Source organism: Kineosporia babensis (assembly GCF_021129305.1).
GTDB classification, from domain to species: Bacteria; Actinomycetota; Actinomycetes; order Actinomycetales; family Kineosporiaceae; genus Kineosporia; species Kineosporia babensis.
The window spans coordinates 1-19191 of record NZ_JAJOMB010000003.1 but is presented as its reverse complement, the minus strand read 5'-3'; the positions used below and the strand labels follow the sequence as shown (position 1 = coordinate 19191).

General features: G+C 67.2%; 16 protein-coding genes. 3 read left to right on the top strand and 13 right to left on the bottom strand.

Annotated features, from left to right (window positions below):
• Positions 1 to 3 precede the first annotated feature (3 nt).
• Together LR394_RS06010 and LR394_RS06005 are read left to right on the top strand one after the other, a co-directional pair.
• Positions 4 to 1536, top strand: coding sequence for a COG1470 family protein (locus LR394_RS06010; RefSeq protein WP_231439373.1), 1533 nt, complete (start codon positions 4 to 6; stop codon positions 1534 to 1536).
• Positions 1518 to 2411, top strand: a complete 894-nt coding sequence (locus LR394_RS06005) for a COG1470 family protein (RefSeq protein ID WP_231439372.1) — start codon at positions 1518 to 1520, stop codon at positions 2409 to 2411. The genes LR394_RS06010 and LR394_RS06005 overlap by 19 nt, the downstream gene beginning before the upstream one ends.
• Here LR394_RS06005 and LR394_RS06000 read toward each other — a convergent pair.
• The 5 genes from LR394_RS06000 to LR394_RS05980 all read right to left on the bottom strand — a co-directional run bounded on the left by LR394_RS06000 (position 2349) and on the right by LR394_RS05980 (position 9400).
• Complete coding sequence (locus LR394_RS06000) at positions 2349 to 3356, bottom strand: hypothetical protein (RefSeq protein WP_231439371.1); 1008 nt, start codon at positions 3354 to 3356, stop codon at positions 2349 to 2351. The two genes, LR394_RS06005 and LR394_RS06000, sit on opposite strands and share 63 nt — an antisense overlap.
• Positions 3353 to 5278: a putative baseplate assembly protein gene (locus LR394_RS05995; protein ID WP_231439370.1), complete on the bottom strand. Its 1926-nt coding sequence runs from the start codon at positions 5276 to 5278 to the stop codon at positions 3353 to 3355. The genes LR394_RS06000 and LR394_RS05995 overlap by 4 nt, the downstream gene beginning before the upstream one ends.
• Positions 5278 to 5847, bottom strand: coding sequence for a GPW/gp25 family protein (locus tag LR394_RS05990; RefSeq protein ID WP_231439369.1), 570 nt, complete (start codon positions 5845 to 5847; stop codon positions 5278 to 5280). Before LR394_RS05990 ends, LR394_RS05995 begins: the two co-directional genes overlap by 1 nt.
• Before the next feature lie 116 nt (positions 5848 to 5963).
• Positions 5964 to 7478 carry a dynamin family protein gene (locus LR394_RS05985; protein ID WP_231439368.1) on the bottom strand — a complete coding sequence of 505 codons (1515 nt, stop codon included), beginning with the start codon at positions 7476 to 7478 and terminating at the stop codon, positions 5964 to 5966.
• Positions 7478 to 9400 (bottom strand): dynamin family protein, encoded by a 1923-nt coding sequence (locus LR394_RS05980; protein WP_231439367.1) that lies wholly within the window; start codon positions 9398 to 9400, stop codon positions 7478 to 7480. The genes LR394_RS05985 and LR394_RS05980 overlap by 1 nt, the downstream gene beginning before the upstream one ends.
• Positions 9401 to 9472: 72 nt before the next feature.
• Here LR394_RS05980 and LR394_RS05975 point away from each other — a divergent pair, with 72 nt between their 5' ends.
• Positions 9473 to 10219 (top strand): NADase-type glycan-binding domain-containing protein, encoded by a 747-nt coding sequence (locus tag LR394_RS05975; protein ID WP_231439366.1) that lies wholly within the window; start codon positions 9473 to 9475, stop codon positions 10217 to 10219.
• Here the strand turns inward: LR394_RS05975 and LR394_RS05970 are convergent.
• From LR394_RS05970 to LR394_RS05935, 8 genes are all read right to left on the bottom strand, one after another.
• Entirely contained in the window at positions 10216 to 11244 is a 1029-nt protein-coding gene (locus LR394_RS05970) for a COG1470 family protein (RefSeq protein ID WP_231439365.1), read from the bottom strand. The two genes, LR394_RS05975 and LR394_RS05970, sit on opposite strands and share 4 nt — an antisense overlap.
• Before the next feature lie 28 nt (positions 11245 to 11272).
• Complete coding sequence (locus LR394_RS05965) at positions 11273 to 13108, bottom strand: Hsp70 family protein (protein WP_231439364.1); 1836 nt, start codon at positions 13106 to 13108, stop codon at positions 11273 to 11275.
• A 76-nt stretch (positions 13109 to 13184) separates the two neighbouring features.
• A complete protein-coding gene (locus LR394_RS05960; RefSeq protein WP_231439363.1) occupies positions 13185 to 14975 on the bottom strand; it encodes a phage baseplate assembly protein V in 1791 nt (596 codons plus the stop codon).
• Between the two features lie 4 nt (positions 14976 to 14979).
• Positions 14980 to 15648, bottom strand: coding sequence for a CIS tube protein (locus LR394_RS05955; protein ID WP_231439362.1), 669 nt, complete (start codon positions 15646 to 15648; stop codon positions 14980 to 14982).
• Positions 15645 to 16121 (bottom strand): phage tail protein, encoded by a 477-nt coding sequence (locus LR394_RS05950; RefSeq protein ID WP_231439360.1) that lies wholly within the window; start codon positions 16119 to 16121, stop codon positions 15645 to 15647. The genes LR394_RS05955 and LR394_RS05950 overlap by 4 nt, the downstream gene beginning before the upstream one ends.
• A 65-nt stretch (positions 16122 to 16186) precedes the next feature.
• Complete coding sequence (locus LR394_RS05945; protein WP_231439358.1) at positions 16187 to 16657, bottom strand: phage tail protein; 471 nt, start codon at positions 16655 to 16657, stop codon at positions 16187 to 16189.
• Between the two features lie 47 nt (positions 16658 to 16704).
• Positions 16705 to 18270 (bottom strand): phage tail sheath family protein, encoded by a 1566-nt coding sequence (locus LR394_RS05940; RefSeq protein ID WP_231439356.1) that lies wholly within the window; start codon positions 18268 to 18270, stop codon positions 16705 to 16707.
• A gap of 231 nt (positions 18271 to 18501) precedes the next feature.
• Entirely contained in the window at positions 18502 to 18894 is a 393-nt protein-coding gene (locus tag LR394_RS05935; RefSeq protein WP_231439355.1) for a DUF4280 domain-containing protein, read from the bottom strand.
• Positions 18895 to 19191: the final 297 nt, after the last annotated feature.

Here is a 19191-nt window from a genome sequence, read left to right as displayed (position 1 = left end):
GTCGTGATCGCCAACGTCAGCCCGAACCACTTCGTTCAGCAAGCCGGCGTGCCGGTACAGATGTCGGTGAGCGTGGAGAACCCACGTGACGTCATCGCCGGCGTGAGCATCCGGGTGCTGGGGGCCGACCCGGACTGGGCGCAGATCAGTGAGGCCGACTTCTCGCTCTTTCCGGGGGAGACCCGCACGGTATCGGTGTACCTGTCGTTGCCCGACGGGTTTCCGGCCGGTGCCTATCCGATCACGGTGCAGGTGCAGGAGATCGGTGGCCTCGGCGAATGTGTGCTCTGCCCAGTGACGGTGGACATCCCGGACCAGGAACTGCTTCTGCTGAACCTGAAACCGCACCTGGTGCACGGCGGTAAGGAGGCGCGGTTCGGAATCCTGATCGAGAACGCCGGCAACACCTCGATCTCGAGACCCCTGACCGGCCAGGACGAGGAAGACGAACTGCGTTTCCGCTTCGACCCCGAGCACGTGGAACTGGCCCCAGGGGAGCGGACCCGGGCGAGCGTGACGGTGTCCCGGCATCGTCCGTGGACAGGAATGCCGATTCCGCACATGTTCTCGGTCTTCGCCGACCCGCGTCCGATCGATGAGCGGAAGGCGGGCATCCCGGTCGATTCTCTGGGAACTCAGGGAGCTTTCCTGCAGAAGCCCTGGATCAGCCGGACCACCCTGGCGCTCGGCAGCAGCCTCCTGGCCATCCTGGTGATCATGGCGATCGGAGTGGCTACGGTGGCCGCCATCCTGCACAAGAACGAAGCAGACCAGGTCCACACCGACAATCGGCTGGCCGGTTTCGCGGATCCCGACTCCCGCCCTCCGGAGGTCGGCCCCGACGCCTGCCCATGCTCCTTCTCCGGCCGGGTGAAGGTAGTGGGCGACGGATACTCGCCCACCCCGCGTAACGCCGGATCGATGCCGCAGTGGCGCATGCGGCAGCTTCTCTACGACATGAGAGTCTCGATCTACCCGGTCGATGACACCGAGCACCCGGTCTGGGCCGAGCGCCCGAACCGGGACGGTAGTTGGCGGGCGGAGGTGCGCACGGCCGGTGAGTACCTGATCCGGTTCGGCGGCGCGGGACTGGTGCCTACCTGGTACCCGCAAGCCGTAGACCCGGGTCAGGCGCTGAAAGTGGTTGCCCGGGGAGGCGATACCAAGACCTCCAAGGACAGCGTGACGGAACTGCCGACGATGCTCATCGGCGTGGCCCGGGGGTCGGTGACCGTGGACCTGAACATCGATGATCTGAGCGGCGCAAAAGTGGAGGTCCTTACCGGCGAAGGCACTGCGGTGCCGTGCGCTCGGGCGGCCCTGGCCAAGTCCCCCGAGAACGACAACGTCTTCGTGGCGACCGACCTGCCCACCCCGGGGAGCTATCTGATCACGGCCACGAAGGAGGGCTACACCTCCGAGGCCGTACCGATCACTTTGCTTCAAGGCGAGAACCGTGACGTCGACAGCCTCGCTCTGCGCAAGACCGGCGAGAAGCAGCCCTTCGAGGACGATCTGTGCATTCCGAAGAGGTGAATCGGGCCGTCGCGGTCGGTGATCTGCGAATCGAGGTGGACGACGCCCTGGTGGATGCCGGGGGAACGGCGGTGGTTCCAGGGCGGGTCACGAACCTGTCTGATCAGCCGGTTCGGGTAGTGCTTCTGGCCCAGGGGTTTCCGCGGGAATGGTGCCCCTCGCCGCAGGTTCTGCTGCTGTCCGAGAAGAAGACCGCCAATGTCTTCGTCTATCTCACCCCGCCGCCCGGGACTCCGGTGGGCCGGTATCTGTGGTCGTTGACCGCGCAGACCGCCCAGCATCCGATGCAGGCGGCTACGGCGGAGCTGACAGTACGACGCCCGCAACCGGATCCGGTGCGGGCGAGCCCGAAGTCTCGCCGACGTCCCTGGTTGGTCGCCTTGACGGTGCTGGCCGTCCTGGTGGGCGCTGTGTCAGTGGCGCAGTTGGTCCGGGAGCCGGGCCAGGCGGTGCGGTCGGAATTGCAGCACGCCCAGACTCGCGAAGAGCCGCGTGAGGAAACGTGGATGGAGGCTCCGTCGGTGAAGCCTGCCCCGATGGAGATTCGCGGTGAAATTCAGGCCGAGGGGGTGCAGAACCCGGACCGCGTCACGCTCGAAGTCACTGCTCTGACCCTGGCCGGCATCAGCGATCTGGGCCACCTGCACCCACGCAGGGCCGTTCCTCGGCCCGTGACGGTGAGGGGCAAACACTGGACGACCAGGGTGACACCGGGCCTGTACGCGATGAAGTTCTCCCGGGAAGGGCATGAATCCCAGACGATCCTGGTCGACACCGGGGTGATCGATCCGCAGAACCCGCCCCGGGTGCGGCTACCGACCGAAGATCAGGAACCCGGCGACGACCAGCGCCAGGAGCAGCCCGGCCATCAGTAGGTCACTCACCGGAATCCGGCGAGGCTCCTCGTCTTCCCACGGCTCCTGCGACCACAGCGGCGGTTCTTCGGCCTCTGGCTCTGGTACGGGAGCGGCTGGTACCGGCACCGGCTTGCGAGGGGAATTGCACCGCCGGCAAGCTGGTTCGCGTGAATCACCCGGCTCGGCACAGGCCGGGCAGATCCAGTCCGGGCGTACTGCCAGACCACCGGTGCCGGGCAGGCGCCTGATGACATCGGGCAGGCCCGGATCGGGCGTCTCCACCACCGCTGGTTCGACGTCCTCACGCAGGGGCGGATACACGTCCCCCGTTCCACCGTCCCAGAAGTAAGGACCACCGGGCACTGCGGCGTACGTCTGCGGTTCGATCGCCGGCTCAGATCGCCTGGGCAGGCGAAGCGGTTCGGCGAAGGCCTCGGGCGGATCGTCCGGGGTGGGCACCACCAGCAGTTCCACATCGATGCCGATCGGTACCTCGGCCCGGATCAGCTCCAGAACGTGTTCCGGTTCGGCTCGGCCCGGCAACGGCATCCGGATCTGCACCCAGCCCTGGCTTTCCGGTGGGCACTGGCCCTCACGGTAGATGCCGCCGCCGTCGATGATCTCCACCGGATACCCGCCGGACAGTTCCTGGAGGATCTCCTGCAGACCGGTGCGGGTGCCTCGGGCACTCAGCGCCCGGCCCTGGGTACTCACCCAGTCGCGCTCACGGAGGTCGTACGAACCCTCCTCGGGATCGGCTGGGGCGGCGATCCAGCTGCCCAGCCAGGGCACCACCGGATCCGGAGTGACACTGAGATCCGCAGCCCGGCCGATGTTGTCGGTGCTCTGCCGCAACGTGTCCGCGACTTCCTCGAAGATCGAGGTGAAGCGGGCGGTGAAGTCGTCCTGCAGCATCGCCACCGGCAACTGCCGGGCCAGCCACCCCGGCGCAGGCGCGCTCACCGGGTGATCACCGTCAGCTCGGCGGGCAGAAACAAGCTGTCGGCTTCCAGTTTCAGTACCTCGGTAGCAGCCCCGCCGCGAGTTCCCAGACGACAGTCGTACGCGTACAGGTGCACGTCCTCCACCGCCATCACGCCGTCCAGACCTTCGAGTCGCAGGGCGATGGCCGCCGCGGTCAGGGTCTTGTCGAAGGGCCAGCCGGTCGCGTCGGCGCCTCCGTCCAGCGGATCCAGCCAGGTGCGCAGCAATGATTCGGCCTCGTAGCGCACGCTCGCCGCGTTCCGGCCGGCCGTCACCCGGATCGTGGTCTCGACCGAGACTCCGATGTAGTAGGGGGTGGTCAGCTCGATCCTGGTACCCACCAGCCGCCGGGGTTCCAGCGCCGCGGTGACCTGCTGCAGCAGAGCATCTTCCAGCGCGAATTCGTCCAGCGACCGGAAGGCGTCGGTGGGCAGCAGTTGCGGCACGACCAGCAGCCGGACCGGGCCGCCGGGACCGGCCGGGGCGATGCAGCGCACCCGGGCGATCCGGGGACTGCTCTCCAGAGTGAGCTGTTCGAAGTCCGCCGCGGTCACGGCCCGGCGGCCGGTGCGTAGGGCGAGCGGGCCGCGGGCCTTGACCTCCTCGACGGTCTCCGGGTCCGAGCCTCCGCTGGCTGCCTTCAGGTTCGTGACCGTGGTGATGTACGGCAGCGGCGTACGCGGCGAGACCAGGGTGCGGGCACCGACGTTGCCGATCGCGCCTCCGCCCACCCGGTAGCCGGTGACCGAGATCAGTGCGCCCTCGGGCGGAACGGCGCCGTGGCGCTTCACCCACCCGCTGGGCTGGCGCACCGAGGGCCCGAACCGGATGGCGCCACTGGCACTGTCCCAGACGAAATGCTGATCGTAGGGGCCGCTGCGGGTGAAGTCCGCAACCTCCGTCCACACGTCCTCGCCGTCCGGTCCGGTCACGGAGACGTGCTCGCCGTTGCGCCGGGGTGCCACCGGGCTGCGCGAGGTGCTGAACACCTGCCCGGGGCGGCCGTCGCTGCGGCCGATGACCTCGGCCGGGACCAGTTCGGAATGCTCCGCCGGGGTGGTGCCACCGACCACGTCGGCGGAGATCCTGAGCAGATCGGGAGGCCGGAGGTAGCTGGGGTGCCCGGGATCGGGGTCCTTGAGCACCGCCCGTACCCAGTACGCGGTGGCGTCGCCGATCACGCGGGCCCCATGGGTGCGGGGCATGAGCAGGATGATCTCCCCGGCTCGGTTCAGGCCGCCGGTGGTGTCGCGGTGCACCGGCACCGGTGCCCAGTCCTGCCCGTTCCACGACTGCCAGACGACCGGTGGATGGTCCGGGTGGATGCCCGCGCCCTGGGCCGTGGCCGAGAGGGTGAGCTTGAGCGCCTGCCCGATCAGCGGCTGGGCAAAGCCCAGGTTCAGTGCGTCGCCCTCGACCTCGAAGCACCGCTCGGCAATGCCCGCGCTCAGCGAGGGCATCAGGTCCTTCGTCTTTTCTGCAGTGGTGGCCACGACGTGCGTCAGCACTGGCGGGACCATCACCAGTTCCTCGGTCGTGCCGAACACCACGGCCTCCCCGATGATCCCGCTGCCGGTGGCGATCTGGCTGCCGGCCGGTACCCGGACCTCGTGGTCGAGCACGTCGGACAGCCAGAAGGTGAGGTCCGCGGCGGCCACCCCCGGGGCGAACGGCTGGATCCCCAGCAGATCCAGGAACTGCAGGTAGAGCCGCTCGGGCACCTGGTTCAGCCGGTAGGTGAGCTGGTCGCACATCCAGGCGAAGAGCTCGATCAGGGCGACCCCGGGATCGTTGAGGTTGTGGTTGGTCCACTCCGGGCAGTGCCGGGGGATGGCTCGTTTGGCCTCGTCGACGAAGTCCTGGAACTTACGGTCGTCCAGAGTGGGCACGGGCAACGGCATCAGACGGTGGACTCGCCTTCTTGCGGAATCAGGTAGAACGGGTGCACCAGGTTGCGGCGGTCGTTGGTGGCCCGGATCCGGTACCCGACGTGGATGCTCACCTGGCCGGTCGCCTCGTCGCCGGGCCGGGCGTCGACCTCCTCCACGGCGATCCGCGGCTCCCAGCGAGCCAGGGCTTCCCGCACCGAGTGCTTGATCAGGCCCAGCGTGTTCGGGTTGACCGGCTCGAACATCAGGTCGTGGATGTGGCAGCCGAACTCGGGCCGCATCACCCGCTCGCCGGGCGCGGTGAGCAGGATCAGGCGGACCGAGGCGTCCACGTCGACCGGGCCCCGGGTCAGGGCGATCGAGCCGCTCGCGTCCACCCGCATCGGCCAGGTGAAACCCCGGCCGATGAAGTCGACCACCTCCCGGGCCGTCGCGACCATCGGGGCGGGATCCAGCTCGGATGCGCGATGCGCGACCGTGGTGGGTGCCGGCTGGTGGAGCATCAGTGCGGAGGGACGACGCTCGCTGGGAACAAGGGTGGCGGTCGCCGGCTGCGCGGGTTCGATTTCAGTGACATCCACTGATGCCGCCGCGGATTCGTCGTCCCGGTCCGACGGTGGGAGCTCGTCGCCGTTCATGATGGGTTACTCGTCGCACCGGACGGCGGCTTGAGCCGAACGAGCGAAAAACGCGCGGATCAGCCGGCCTCAGCCGCAGACCTACCCTCGTTCGTCGCGATCAGCCCCTCGATCGTGCGCACCACGTCCCGGCAGGCGATCCGCAACTGCCGGCTCGAGCGCGGCGAACTGGCCAGCGACTGCCAGAAACCGAGCTGCCCCAGCGCCGCCCGGGCCAGGACCCCCGGCGACGCTGATGGGGGCAGGCCCAGCCGCGCTGCATCTGCGAAACCGTTCCCGCCCAGCAGCCGCTCCGCCTCGTCCCGATGATCCGCGGGTAGCTCGACCACCCCGGCCCGGAGGTCGTTCAGCAACTGGATCTCCCGGAACTCGTGCGCCGACGACGTCACCTCTTCCGCGAGCGTCTCCAAGCGACCGGGCTCGGCACAGCCCCCACGGCGCACCACGGCCCGGACCGCAGCCAGCGCCGAGCGTGCCTGAAGCAGGCGGCTGCGCTCGGTGAACTGGCGCAGGAGAATCTCCCTGAGCTCGTCCAGCCCGCTCACCTGGTTCAGATGAGCTGCCAGTTCGGTGGCCGACCCGAGCTCGCCGGATCCGATCGCGGACAAGGAACTGCGCAGGCCGAACAGGCCGAACCGGTCCAGCAGATGGGCACGCTCGCGGCGCGGGACCGGGATCATCAGCCCGTCGGCGAGAAACCGGTCCGCGGTCAGTAGCAGGTGTTCCAGATGGTCCTCGGGGAGAGCCGCGAGCCTGGTCAGCGTCTGAAACTCGGCCTCGCGCAAGGTCATGGCCGCGTGGCCCACCAGCCCGGTGACCGGGACGACCACCGGGCAGAGCTTTCTGATGCGGGAGTCTGCGCGGTAGCGCCTGGCCACGCGGGCCGCGACGTCGAGTGCGTCCAGCCTCAATGAGCCGATCTCGTCCGCTCGTGAGAGCACCCCGACCGCGTTGACCGGCGTGCCCCGACCGAACTGGTCGTCATGAAAGGCGTCCAGGAAGCGGATGTCATCAGCATGGGCATGCCGTAGCAGGTAGAGCACGGCATCCACCGTGGCGATGCTCTCCTCACCCTCGGGGAGCAACTCGGCTGCCCGGAGCGAGGTTTCCGGGGACAGGGAACCGATGCCCGGGGTGTCGATCAGCGTGACGTCACGCAACCGCGACGACGGCCAGGTGACCACCAGATGATCAACGGCCTCGAGCGGGGCGCCGAGGTCGACGGCCAAGGCACCGGTGCCGCGCTTGTACAGGCGCTGCTCGATGCGCCCGTCACGGTGGTGAACCGCGACGCCAGGGCTGTTGCCACCCACGTACCAGGTCACGATGCGCGTGCACTCGCCGGCGTCGGTGGGTGCCAGTTCCTCACCGACCAGAGCGTTGAGCAGCGTGGACTTGCCGGCCTTGACGCGACCGGCGATAGCTACCCGTAGCGGCTCGGTAAGGCGTCGCTGAGTTTCCTTCAGTTGCTGCGCTGAAGAATCGTCCACGGCCAGGAGCAGCGCCTGCGAGACCAGATAGTGCACGGACGCCGTCAGGTTGCTTGGGATGTCGGTCTCAGGGTTCGTGGTCATCAGGACACCTGGGGACGATTGAGGGCGTCGACGGCTCGCCGGGCACCGACGAGGTGGTCGGCTCGCTGACTGCGCTGGGCGGGGTCAAGCGAGTTCGCCTTTTCGACCGAGGCGATGGCCCGGTGCGCGGTCTCGTGCATGACCTCGGCCCGGGCCCGGAACTCGTTGCGTAGTTCCCGGCCGGTCCGGCGCAACGAGTCCATGCAGTCCTTGCCGAAGACGAAGGTCGCCTCGTCGAGGAACCGCTTACAGGCTTCCCGGGCCTGTTCCCGGCGCTTGTGCACCTGGCGTTCGTAGCTGTCGCGCAGCACCCGCTTTCCGATCACGGCCCCCAGAGCCAGACTGATCGGGCCTAGGAACAGTGCCATTTCTGGTGCGCGAAGCAGCACCGGACCTAGGACTGAGGGCACGACGGCCGCGGTCCGGGCCAGGCCTACCGCACGGGTGATGACCGGCTCGCCGGGGGGCGCCTCGATCGGCTCCAGATGGACACCCCGCAGCAGTTCGGACGGAGCCTTCAGACCGAGCCGCAGTTCCGTCCCGGACTGGGCCGCGAACGAGTCGGCCACGGCGGCCGAGAGTTCGGTGGCCCGGATGAGCAGGAGATCGTGGTTGGCGGTGGCCGCGACGATGATCTGACGGTGCAGCCAGGCCTCCATCGTGTCCCAGTTCTGCTCCGGGTCGGTCTGGCCGATCATGTCGTCCGCGCGGTCGGCGAGATCCCGCATCCGCTCGTCCAGGTCGTGCCGGACGTCCGAGATCAGGTCCTCCATCCCGTCCGAGAGTTGCTGCTGCCAGCGACTGTCCGATTGCAGAAGGCGCTCGGCCCGCTGCACGTTCAGCTGGAGTTCCTCGATGAGTTTGGTGGTGCTCTCCGGTTCCTGCAGGACCTGCTGCTCGGCGGCCAGGGCCAGGCTCAGCTGCTCGCGGACGAAGGTCAGATCGCGCTGGGCGGCCGCAGCCACCTGGACGGCCGCGGACTCGGTGACCTCAGACCTCAGCCAGTTCAGGATCGCGCCGATGCCCGACTCGTCCTCGGCCGGATCGGTCTGCGCGTGACGCAGCCGGAGGAAGGACGACACCGGCAGGAGCTCGACGTTGGCTCCGGCGTCGGCCAGATGGCGGCGATCGAGCTCGACGATGGTGCGCCAGTGCGGATAGATGTCGGTCTTGGTGACCACGCAGATCGCGAGTGGAACCCGGTCCAGGGCCTCCTGCAGAAAAGCCATCTCGGGTGCGGTGAGTTCCTGCGAGGCGTCGGTCACGAAGATCATCGCGCAGGCGCTGCTCAGCACTCCCATGGTCATCGCACCGTGGCTCGACTCCAGCCCACCCACGCCGGGAGTGTCGACCAGGCACAGGCCTCCGGCGAGCAGCTCGTTGGGCAACCCGACCTCGACCGAGTGCAGACTCTTCGATTCACCGATGAAATCGGGCAGGTACTCGACGGCGACCGGTTCCTGGTCGAGGTTCAGGTCGTTATCCGGATCCGCTCGTTCACTCCTGAAGTAGCCGGTGGCCTGAGCCTGGGTGCCGTACCGGACGAACATCGGTGCGGTTGTCGCCACGTCGGCGTCCACCGGGCAGATCTCGGATCCCAGTAACGCGTTCACCAGGCTGCTCTTGCCCCGCTTGTACTCGCCCACGACGACCACGCCGAGCATCTGATGCGCCAGGCGGTTCTGGGTGTCCGCCAGATGCCGGCCGAGGTCGGGGCGCTCATGCTGCTCGGCCAGCCGCCGGCCCTGCTCCAGATCCGCGGCGGTCTCGGCCAGACCGGTCAGTAACGGTTCTCCGGCCTGGGCGGGCGGCTCGGCCGGGAGCAGGCGCTGACCGCAGCCGCCGCAGAAGGACGAGTCGCCCGGATTGTCCCGTCCGCACCCCGAACATGGCCTGGCCAGTAACGTTTTCCCCGGATACACGCTGTTCATTGTTGCAAATCCAGGCGCCGATGATGGGAAACTGAACCGGTACGCAACATCTTTGGGGGGAAGATGTCCAGCACTGAAGCCGCAGCGCCGGATCTGGAGACGGCGCCGCCGGTCTGTCCGGGCTGTCACACCGTGAACGAGCAGGAGCGTCGTCTCTGCAAGCGGTGCGGTGCCTGGCTCATCGAACCGCCTGCCGCCCGGTCGGCGGTCCACGTTCCTTTGCGGAAACGTTTCCAGGCGTGGCTCTTCGGGACCGCGGAGTACGGAAACGGCTTCGGCCGGGGTGCGTTGATCGCCTGGATCGCCGTGGTGGTGGTGCCCTTGGCCGTGCTGGCGGGCCTTATGGTGACGAAAAAGATTGAACCGATTCGCGGGTCGAAGGATCAGCTTGGGCACATGCGGGGATCTCATCCGGTCGACGCTTCCGCTGCGCTAGGTAAGAAGGGGTCGTCCACTGCTGTGCTTGCTATCGATGACTACCGTAACACCGCATGGCAGGCCACCTGGGGAGGGCAACCGAAGACCCTGACGATCCGGTTCAGCGACAAGCCAGATCTTCGGGAGATCGGATTTCAGAACGGCTACCTGGGCAATGACCCGACCGTGACCCGGCCGAAGAAGGTCATCCTGAAGGTCAAGGGCAAACCCCACGGCCAGACGATCGAGCTCAGGGATCGGCCTGGTCTTCAGCGTTCGTACGTCTACTTGGAAGCTGCTTCCGAGTTCGAGATCGTGGTGGCCGAGGTGTGGCAGCCCAGCAACGAAGTTCAGGTGGCGATCGGTGCGCTCTCGTTCTGGGAACGGCCTTAACAGCCGGACCGGTCTGTTGAGACCAGGCCCCGATGATGGTCGTAAGCCTTTATCAGATAGCAATTCTGAGGCCGCCCCCCGCGGTCGATCAACTCTTCTACGCCCTTCTTGGGGAGCTTCAGTGGCTTCAGATCCGGCGCGATGCGCCACAACTCGAAATCCTCCACCTCGGCTGGCTGATCCCAGGTGATTTTCATACCCTGATCGACTTCTTCGGCTTCAATTCCCATGCCGTCCGACAAGGTCTCGGTTTCTTTGGTTGTACCCTCGACGGTAGCGCTCAGGGCCGAAAAACCCAGCCCCAGCATCATCAGCACCAACACCGCTGCAGTAAAGATCTTGAAGCCACGGAACGTGACCGGAACCTGGTCGAAAGCGCCGTGGATCACCGGAGTTCCCGGCGAGGGGGCCGGCCCTTTCAGCCGGTGCGTCAGTCGAAACGGGTGCCAAGCCTCCATCCCGCGAAACGAGAATCGTCGCAGGCCGATCCGCACCTGTGCACTGGCCTTGCCGCCGACCGGCACCACGAGTTCATCTGGCGAGACCCGGAACCGGAGCGAGTCGTCCGAGGCGTGCGTCGAGATCCGGACCGTCACGTCCGCATCGCCCCAGTTGGTGTAGACGACGCGGTGCCGGGCCCACCAGCGGCCCTTGGAGGTGACCGGTTTCATCACGGCTTGCAGGCCCAGTACCTGGAGCACTTCCAGGTCGCCCTCGGTGACGGACGAGCAGCGCTGATTGACCACCGAGGTGGCGCTGACCCGAACCCCGAACGGGAGCGCCTCGTCCGAGACATAGGTGGTCGCCGGCGGATGGAGAACCAGGAGAACGGTGCCCTCCTCACCGCCCGAGAGTTCGATCTCGGACGGCTGCAGCTGCCACCAGCCCTCGGGCAGGCCGATCACCTCGACGCGGAAGGTCTCATGACGCTGGCCGCGATTCTGCACCAGGACCGGGATCCGTTCCTGGCCACCAGGACCCACCCGGACCCGGGCCGAATCCAGCACTATCCGAGGCATCTCCACGGTCCGCTACGTTATCTGGTGAGCAGTGCTACCGGCGGGGACCGGAGCGGGCGAGTGCTCGTAGTCCCACACCGACCTCGGCCTTGGCCAGCATGGCTCCGGCGATCAGACCGCCCACTGTGCAGGCGCCGAGGAGTTCCGGGGTGAGCAGATGATCGCCTGTGGTCCAGCCCAGTGCGCACGCGCTGACCCCGGCCAGAGCTCCGGACAGAGCGACTTTGAGGGTGGTGTGCGGAGCCGCCAGATTCCGGCGCCGCACCAGGCGAAGCAGCGACTGAGCCGAGTTCGATGCGAAGAGAAGCAGGATCATGGCAGCGACACCGGAAAAGCTCAGTAACCCTCCGAGACCGTTATCGACAGCGGGATGGACTACGGTCGATTCCGTGTTCCCTTGCTCGACGGCGAAGGGGCCGGTCAGGATGTACTTGTAGTTGCTGAGATCGACACCCTCGTCCGATACGGACGTACCCGGCAGAGCGAGACTGACGCCGGCGAGGGTGATCCGCACCGAATCCTCGCCTGTATCCGTGATCGATAACGAGTTGTCCAGATCAGATTCGCGGTCGGGCTTGTCGACCGCCGTCGAAGCCAAGAGCCACTGGTCTTCGATTCCCGTCACGGCCAGCCCGGCCGTTGCCGCAGCGACCAGCACCGCAGCCGCCCTGAGCGCGATCGGCCGCCAACTGACCGTTCTGGTGACCGGAGCCGACCGCACCCGCTTCTGCGGTATCACCGGCTGGGCCGGCTCCGGCACCGGTTCACCGGTGATCTCGCTGCGAGCTGCAACCAGTTTCGTGGCCAGCAATTCATGCGCCCGAATCGCCGCGCCCATCGCCACGATCTGCTTGGGATCTGCGTTCACCGCCACCGGTCGTCCAAGATCGTCCGAAAGCAGTTCCGAGATCAGCGGTATCCGCGACGATCCGCCGGCCAGGAGCACCGCGTTCAGATCCGCCGCCGCCAGTTCCGAGGACTCCAGCGAGCGCCGGAAGGCCTCCAGCGTCAGATCCAGGAGCGGCCGGATCGACTCCTCGAGTTCGGCGCGGGTCAGCCGGACCACCAGGTTGGCGCTGGGCAGATTGACCGGGATGGTGGTCTCGACGTCGTGCGACAACGCTTCTTTGGCCAGCACGCAGTCGCGCCGCAGCTTGTGCAGGGCGGTGTTCATCACCGGATCACTGAGGTCCACGTCGAGCGCATCGTCACCGATCACCCGTCGCACATGGTCGAAAACGGCCTCGTCGAAGTCGATTCCGCCCAGTTGCTCCACGCCGACCGGCCGCCCGACCAACTCGAACTGCCTTTCGCCGCGCCGCAGCATGGCCGCGTCGAAGGTGCCTCCGCCCAGGTCGTACACCCCGACCGTGCCGCCCGGATCGATGCGGTTCATCGCCGCATACTCCACTGCAGCCGCTTCTGGCTCGGTCAGCAGCACGAGGTTCTTGATCCCGACCTGCTCCACCGCCTGCGCAAGAATTTCCTTGCGGTACTCACCCCAGTTGGCCGGATACGTCACCGCGACACCGGCCGGCGGCTCGCCCTGACGAGCCGTGACGGCGTCCAGAACCCACTGCAGCAGCACCGCCATCAGCGCCTGCGGGGAGTAGGGCACCCCGTCCAGAATGACCGGCGTGGCATCGCCGAGTCTGCGTTTGAACTCGCGGGCGGTGCTTTCGGGCGAGGTGGCAGCCCTACGTTCGGCGGCTTCGCCGACGACGACGTCGTGCCCCTTCTCCATCACCAGGACCGAAGGCACGAAGAACTCGTGATCCCCGAGCGAGAAGATGCGAGGCTCGCCGCCGTCCTCCATCACCGCCGCAGACGTGTACGTGGTTCCCAGATCCACGCCGAGCACATAGCTCATTACTACCCTCACCGAAGTCTTCCCCGAACGCCCCGAAGTACTGGAATCGGCACGTAGCCTGGCGAAGTAAAGCGAATCAGTTCACGGTCACCATCGAACCCTTGATCGCGGCCACGCCGTTCGCCGTCACGTTGACGCTGGCCCCCTTGAGCGCGCAGCTGGCGGTGCCCTCGAGCGTCAGGTTCGCGGTGGCCTTGGTAGTGACCGCGGGGGCGTTCAGATCCATCTTGCTGGTGGCCGTGACCGAGATCTGCACGCCCTCGATCTTCACGTTGCCCTGGGCGTCGAGCGTGATCGAGGCCTTACCGGCCTCCAGCCGGATCTCTTTCCCGGCCGCGGCCTTGATCAGGATCCTCTGGTCGTTCAGCGAGATGCTCTGTCCGCCGGCCTGGTTGAGGACCATGCCGTTCTTCGCCTGATCAGTGGTGTCGGTGAGAACCAAGGAGTGGCCGTTGCCACTGGTCAGGCCGGCCGAGAGGGCCGCGTCGCGGGGCGCGGTACCGGTCGGGGCGGTGTCCTTTCCGTTGTGCAGGGCGCCCAGCACGACCGGCCGCTGTAGGTCGCCCTCCTCGAACGCCACCAGCACCTCGTCGTCCACCCGGTGCGGCACCACCATCCCGCGGCTCGGCCCGGCGGCCGTGAGAACCGTTCGGGCCCAGCCGGTGATCACGTTCTCGCCCAGAGTCGGAAGTTTCACCTTGACCCGTCCCCAGTTCTTCGGGTCTTTGATGTCGGAGATCAGGCCGGGCACCATGCCGGTGCTGCCACCGACCGTCTGGGAGAGAGGCTGAGCGGGCGCCACCGCCTGGACCGGCCCGCTGTCCGGGATCGGCGCCGCTCCGAGCGCAGGGTCACCGGCGACGACGGTGGTTGCGGTGACCGGGCCCCAGTCGTGCCGGATTGCCACCACTAGGTGCTTGCCCGACATCGGTCCGGCGCCGTTGAGCTGAAGCTGATCCCGCAGGCCGATCCCCGGCTGAATGCGTCGGGTCCGCGCGGTCAGCACGGTTCCGGCCGTGGCGAAACGTCGGGCTCGGGCCGTGGCCTGTGCGGTGACATCGGCCGCGTCCACGCTCGACTTGGCCTGGACGTGGTACTCCTTCGCGGAGTCCGCCTGGGCGAATTCGTTCAGCAGGGCCGGGCCCCCGGCGGTAGCGGCCGCGGCGGTGTTACGGCCGTTGAGTTCGGTCTTGGTCAGCGGATTCCAGCCGCGCATGATCACCGAACCGGTGGTCTTGCCCGCGGTCCGGAAGTCCAGATCGCACAGGTCCGCACCCAGTTCGAGCGCGTGCACGGCCGGCGAGGTGGGTGGCGCTGCGACGTTGAGCGACTTGTCAGCCGGGTCCACCCACCAGGTCAGGCCGTAGTGGTCGCAGACCTGCTCCAGCAACTCCTGCGGCGAGCAGGCCATGATCACCGCATCTCGAGTGCCCGCGGGAAGGCCGGCGAGTTTCACCGAACTGACGTGCGCGCTCAAAGCGGTTCTCAGGGCATCAGTCAGGCTGGTGTTGGCGGTGCTGATCGTCTTGGCCACATGGCCCAGACCATGAGCCGCGTCCTCGGCGGTGATGGTGATGGCGGTGTGGTGATCTCCGTCTTCCGGGCACACCACCCGAAGGCTGGTCACGGTACCGGCGAAAACCTTGACCGGAGAGCCGGAAGCATTCGGGAACGACACCACCACATCGGTACCGGGCGCGAACTGCGACGCCTGATCGGTCAGCAGCGTAAAGCCGGGATCCTTCAGGGTGATCTCCGCCGTGGCGACTCGCCGCAGACCTCGCTCGACCTTGACCGACAGCAGATTCTGGCCCAGCGCCCAGGACAGCTGCTGCCCACCGAACTGAATGATCGGCGCACTCGTCATCAGGTCACTCAAGGCGGGCCCCCGGAATCGCCAGCTGGGTACCGGCCCGGACCGCCAGCGGATCATGAATGTTGTTGGCGTCGGCAATAAGCCGCCAGGCCCCCGGGTCGGCGTAGTAGCGCGACGCGATCCGGTCGAGGGTCTCACCAGGGCTGACCAGATGGACGGTGTGGGGGCGCGGGGTGCCGGAGGTCGGGTTCTGCGGACCGAAAGCATCGTCCTGTTCGTACTGCCGCAGGGTTACCTGCGCCCGGGCCCGCAACGGGACGCCGGTCGTCGAGAAGTAGACCAGACGGACGTCCAAAGCAGTCAGGACCGAACGGAACGAACTCAGATCGCCCCAGTGAAAGGTCAGGGTAGGCGGGCGTAAACGGCCGGATACCTGGTCGCTGCCCGGCAGCTGCGGGTTCACATTCATCAGACCCATCAGGGCACCGGTGTGCGTGGTGACCGCGGTGCCGGTGCTGGTGGTGTCGAAGAAGACCTCGAACGTCATCTCACCGTTGTTCGCCCCGGCGTATTCGAGCGTGGAGACGTCGCGGCCGGCTCGCGTGGTGGCTCGCCATTCGTTGCTGCGGGAGATGGCCAGCTCGGATGGGTTGAACAGGCAGTTGATCTGCGGCCCGGTCTCCGGTTTGAAGTAGGCCTTGGTCTGCGTACCGGTCTGGCTCATGTCAGTGTGCTGGAGCGGAAACCGTTGTGGGCCACTTCCAGCTCCTCCGAGAGCATCGTCCCGTCCAGGGTGTCCAGAGAAGGACCAGACCAACGGACGGCGAACGCACCTTCGATCTCGTAGGCGCGCAGTCGGGTGCGGGCGGCGTCCAGAACGGTGACCGACGCCGTGTTCCGGACCAGCTTGCCACCGGCTGCCTGAAAACCGGCTCCAGCGCTCTTCTCCATCCAGGTGAACAGGTTGTCCGAACGGGCCAGGCCCCGGCTGAAGACCAGGTTGGGCCAGCGCATCTGCCCAGGAAAGCGATGCACGAAACCACTCACCCCACCCTCGGCGTACTCGTCGACCTCGATGCTGACCTCCAGCCCGCTCACCCGGCCGAACATCCCGATCTCGAGGCCGTCGACCTCGAGGACGAAATCCTTGGCCACCGGCGGCTGCCCGCCCAGCGAGTCAAGGTCTCCCGGCGCCATCTCACTCCGCTCTGTCCTGATCCGTTGTGGGGCCGGCCCGGTTACCCGGGCCGGCCCCACCGGGTTTACTTCGTGCGCTTGAGCAGGTCGAACTCCAGCAGGATGGTCTCCTTCAACGGCTCTCCGCTGGAGACGTCCAGACCGGCCAGCTCGATCTTCGAGGGCCAGCCCTTCTCGAAGTTGTACCGGGCCAGTTCCTTCCCATCGGTGGAGTAGAGCACCACCGAGCCACTCTTGCGGGAGGTGTTCAGCGCTCCCTTCTCGACGATCTCCTGGAACCACTTCCAGAGGCCGTCCGCCCCCGAATCGGTCGGCGCCAGCCGGTTCAGGGTCAGGGTCCCCCCGGACTTCTGGTTGCCCGGCAGCCGGGTCGAGGTGATCTTGCCGTCCTTGAGGCCCTGCTGCGTGTCGGTCACCTCGACACTGATCTCCAGGCCGCTCACCGCGGTGAGCATGCTGATCGGGGAGCCCTCGATGTCCAGGAAGAAGTTGTTGGACAACAGGGTGGTATCGGCCACTACTTCGGTCGCGCCCATGGAACGGATCTCCTTGCGTCAGGTCTGCGGAACGTGGGGGAGCGGCCTCAGGCCGCGGTCTGCTTCTGCTGGGCGATCCGGAAGATGACGAACTCGGCGGGCTTCACCGGCGCCAGCCCGACCTCCACGACCAGCTGGCCGGCGTCCACGCCCTCGGGCGGGTTCGTCTCCTCGTCGCACTTCACGTAGAACGCCTGGTCCGGCGTGGCCCCGACGAGAGCCCCCTGCGTCCACAGACCCCGCAGGAACGCGGTGAGCGTCCGCTTCACGCCCTCCCACAGCGCCACGTCGTTGGGCTCGAAAACTGCCCACTGCGTCCCGTCCTGAATGGTCTTCTCGGCCATGTTGAACAGCCGGCGCACGTTGATGTACGTCCAGTCCGTGTCGCTGGCCAGTGTGCGGGCGCCCCAGACCCGGATGCCCCGGACCCCGAACGGCCGGATGCAGTTGATCCCGATCGGGTTCAGCAGCGACTGCTCGTTCTGCGTGATTGCCCGCTCGATGTCGAGCACGCCGCGCAGGGTGTCGTTGGCCGGCGCCTTCCACACCCCACGGCTCTGGTCGGTGCGCGCCCACAGGCCGGCTACGTGACCGCTCGGCGGGACCAGGATCTCCTTGTTCGATCCCGTGCCGATCGGGTTCTCGATCTTCACCCAGGGGTAGTACATGGCGGCGAAAGCGCTGTCGTACATCGCGGTCTCGCTACGCCATTCCTTGATCTGCTGGGCCCCCATCCCGGGCGGCGAGTCCAGGATGGCCATCCGGTTGGTGTACTGCTCGCAGTGCGCGATCAGCGCGGTCTGCACCGCCTTCCACAACCCCAGGTCGATCGAGCCGTCCTCCTTGGTCGCGGCCGTGACCAGGTCAGGCAGGATCACCATGGTCACGTCCTCGGCGATCGCCAGACCACCCAGCCCCTTGCGCTCGGTCGCGCTGCCCGCAAAGTGCCGTCCCGTCACCTCCACCGGCGTCGGGGCGGCCTTCACCAGTTCGTAGTGCCCCGGCTTGAGCAACTCCAGCTGAGCGGCCAAGTCGGCGTCCGCGCTGACCTCGACCTTCACCTTGACCCGGGTCGAGGTCCCGTTCACCTTCGTCGAAGCCTCGTCCGGCCCGTCCAGCGTCAGACCCGGGTACGACTCGACGGTCTCGCCACCCTCGTGCACGTCCAGCCGGAAGGTGAGCGGCGCCTCTGGATCGCTGCTCTCCTCGGGGTGCACCGAAATGCTGAGCGGCGCATCCGGCTCGATCGACTCGACGTTCAGCGGCGTCCCGAGCGCACGGTCGGCAGCCGGAACGGCAATGGCCGACGGCTCACCGGCCGGGGTGGTGTGCGGCACCCGCACGATGTAGGCGAGCTGCCCGCCGTTCTGGAAGTAGGCGTACACCGACAGCGGCAGCATCGCCCCGGCCACGAAGGAACCGTAAAGGCTTTCGAACTGCTGCCAACTGGTGACGAGTCGCGGCGAGAGACCTTCCGGGTCACGCGAGTCGTCCATCGGGAATCGCTCGGTGAAACCGACGAACGCGGCCACGGCCGTCGGCGCGGCCGAGAGCACCTTCTGGGTGGAGGCAACTTCCTCCACGTAGACACCTGGAGCGGTGTAGGTGGGCATGCGGGAGCACTCCTGAACTTCGACTCTGAAAAGAGCTGCGCGGACGCAGTCAGGCCAAAGCCCCAACTCACCCCCGTGGATCCATCCCCGTAGATCCGGCCGTTCCGGGCTTGATCGTCCTGCCTGCACCCTCGCCTGGCAAGATCCCCGAAACGGAGCAACCTTCACAGCTTTCGGTGGACGCTTCAAACATCTTGAGCAGCGGCGATGAGGACAGCCCCTTGTCCAGCCTCAGGACACCTGGGTCCGGACCGCCCCCGGCATCTGCACACTGATCACCCCGGCGAACGCACAGATGCAGGTGCCGCCTGCCGCCAGGACCGGCAGGTTGCTGCCCATCGTGCGAGTGGCCGGACTTGTCCACGGCCCGGCGGGCACCGGCAGACACGGCATCGGTGTCAGCACCCCGAGGGCCGCCGTGGTCGCTGCGGCCACGGCCGGGTTGGCCAGGCTCCGGCAAAGCCCGAACGGCTTGATGTTGACGCCCGGCACATTGTCGGTGATCCGCGCCACGGGCTGCCCTTCGACCATGACCCGGCCCAGGGGGAGCACCCCGATGGGTGCCGGCACCGTGCCCATCGAACACTGCAGCAGGGCCCCGTTCACCACCGGCGCCGGGCTCATGCCCGGGCTCCCCGAGCTGGTTCGGTGGTGCCAGAAGGGCAAGGGTCTACGGCCGGCTCCTGGGTGCCGTCCAATTGCTTGCGGCACTCAGGCCTGGCGTCCTTCGCCAGAGCCCGCCGGACCAGGCAGGTCGCAGCTTGCTTCGGGGCCGGAGGCCGATTGACGAATGCTGGGAGCGGGTTCAGTTCATCGACCTTCCTACCTTGCGCTGACCAGGCGTCCGCCCCTGGGTACAGGTAGGTGAGGTCGTAGGCCTGCTGCGGGGGAGTGCCGTCCAACGGCCGGGTTTTGCCCAGG

Coding starts and splice junctions, on each gene's coding strand:
- LR394_RS05985 (WP_231439368.1), bottom strand. CDS start 7,478: ATGACCACGAACCCTGAGACCGACATCCCAAGCAACCTGACGGCGTCC.
- LR394_RS05950 (WP_231439360.1), bottom strand. CDS start 16,121: ATGGCGCCGGGAGACCTTGACTCGCTGGGCGGGCAGCCGCCGGTGGCC.
- LR394_RS05945 (WP_231439358.1), bottom strand. CDS start 16,657: ATGGGCGCGACCGAAGTAGTGGCCGATACCACCCTGTTGTCCAACAAC.
- LR394_RS05955 (WP_231439362.1), bottom strand. CDS start 15,648: ATGAGCCAGACCGGTACGCAGACCAAGGCCTACTTCAAACCGGAGACC.
- LR394_RS05975 (WP_231439366.1), top strand. CDS start 9,473: ATGTCCAGCACTGAAGCCGCAGCGCCGGATCTGGAGACGGCGCCGCCG.
- LR394_RS05960 (WP_231439363.1), bottom strand. CDS start 14,975: ATGACGAGTGCGCCGATCATTCAGTTCGGTGGGCAGCAGCTGTCCTGG.
- LR394_RS05965 (WP_231439364.1), bottom strand. CDS start 13,108: ATGAGCTATGTGCTCGGCGTGGATCTGGGAACCACGTACACGTCTGCG.
- LR394_RS05940 (WP_231439356.1), bottom strand. CDS start 18,270: ATGCCCACCTACACCGCTCCAGGTGTCTACGTGGAGGAAGTTGCCTCC.
- LR394_RS05935 (WP_231439355.1), bottom strand. CDS start 18,894: ATGAGCCCGGCGCCGGTGGTGAACGGGGCCCTGCTGCAGTGTTCGATG.
- LR394_RS05995 (WP_231439370.1), bottom strand. CDS start 5,278: ATGCCGTTGCCCGTGCCCACTCTGGACGACCGTAAGTTCCAGGACTTC.